Origin of the sequence: Nocardia sp. NPDC056952, assembly GCF_042674185.1 — a bacterium.
Classification (GTDB): Bacteria; Actinomycetota; Actinomycetes; order Mycobacteriales; family Mycobacteriaceae; genus Nocardia.
This window is the reverse complement of sequence record NZ_JBHURA010000029.1, coordinates 2,019-3,650: the sequence shown is the minus strand read 5'-3', so window position 1 is coordinate 3,650 and position 1,632 is coordinate 2,019. Positions and strand designations below refer to the sequence as shown.

At 55.4% G+C, this 1,632-nt stretch carries 2 rRNA genes (1 of these 2 cut by a window edge); both read right to left on the bottom strand.

Annotation, left to right across the window (positions count from 1 at the left end):
* Positions 1–4: 4 nt before the first annotated feature.
* Positions 5–121, bottom strand: a 5S ribosomal RNA gene (rrf, locus tag ACFTS5_RS34205).
* Positions 122–238: 117 nt separating this feature from the next.
* A 23S ribosomal RNA gene (locus tag ACFTS5_RS34200) occupies positions 239–1,632 on the bottom strand; it runs 1,841 nt beyond the window's last position.

Genomic DNA, 1,632 nt, shown 5'->3' with positions numbered 1-1,632 from the left:
GATGTTCCGGCAGTGTCCTACTCTCCCACACCCTGTCGAGTGCAGTACCATCGGCGCAGGTGGCCTTAGCTTCCGGGTTCGGAATGGGACCGGGCGTTTCCCCACCGCTATAACTACCGTAACTCTATGAAACTAGACAGCGCTCCCCGATAACACCGAACCCCTCACGGGACCCGATGATCAGGTTTGCTGCAGTGTCTGTTGTTTCAGAAACCGCACAGTGGACGCGTAACACCTTCGTAGTAAGCCCTCGGCCTATTAGTACCAGTCACCTACACCAGTTACCTGGCTTCCAATTCTGGCCTATCAACCCCATGGTCTGTAGGGGGCCTTAACCCATCAAGTGGGAGAGAAACCTCATCTTGGAACAGGCTTCCCGCTTAGATGCTTTCAGCGGTTATCCCTTCCGAACGTAGCCAACCAGCAGTGCTCCTGGCGGAACAACTGGCACACCAGAGGTTCGTCCGTCCCGGTCCTCTCGTACTAGGGACAGCCTTCCTCAAGTTTCTTACGCGCGCGGCGGATAGAGACCGAACTGTCTCACGACGTTCTAAACCCAGCTCGCGTGCCGCTTTAATGGGCGAACAGCCCAACCCTTGGGACCTACTCCAGCCCCAGGATGCGACGAGCCGACATCGAGGTGCCAAACCATCCCGTCGATATGGACTCTTGGGGAAGATCAGCCTGTTATCCCCGGGGTACCTTTTATCCGTTGAGCGACACCGCTTCCACTTGCCGGTGCCGGATCACTAGTCCCGACTTTCGTCCCTGCTCGACCTGTCAGTCTCACAGTCAAGCTCCCTTGTGCACTTGCACTCAACACCTGATTGCCAACCAGGCTGAGGGAACCTTTGGGCGCCTCCGTTACATTTTGGGAGGCAACCGCCCCAGTTAAACTACCCACCAGGCACTGTCCCTGAACCAGATCATGGTCCGAGGTTAGAAGTCCAATACGATCAGAGTGGTATTTCAACGACGACTCCACCCGAACTAGCGTCCGAGCTTCACAGTCTCCCACCTATCCTACACAAACCGTACCGAACACCAATACCAAGCTATAGTGAAGGTCCCGGGGTCTTTTCGTCCTGCCGCGCGTAACGAGCATCTTTACTCGTAATGCAATTTCGCCGAGTCTGTGGTTGAGACAGCAGAGAAGTCGTTACGCCATTCGTGCAGGTCGGAACTTACCCGACAAGGAATTTCGCTACCTTAGGATGGTTATAGTTACCACCGCCGTTTACCGGGGCTTAAATTCTCAGCTTCGCGCCGAAGCGCTAACCGGTCCTCTTAACCTTCCGGCACCGGGCAGGCGTCAGTCCGTATACATCGTCTTACGACTTCGCACGGACCTGTGTTTTTAGTAAACAGTCGCTTCTCTCTGGTCTCTGCGACCCCACCCAGCTCCAGGTGTAAAACCCTTCACCAGGCGTGGTCCCCCTTCTCCCGAAGTTACGGGGGCATTTTGCCGAGTTCCTTAACCACAGTTCTCTCGATCGCCTTAGTATTCTCTACCTGACCACCTGTGTCGGTTTGGGGTACGGGCCGTGTACCAGCTCGCTAGAGGCTTTTCTCGGCAGCATAGGATCACTGAATTCCCCTCAACGGGTACGCATCACGTCTCAGGATATGTGC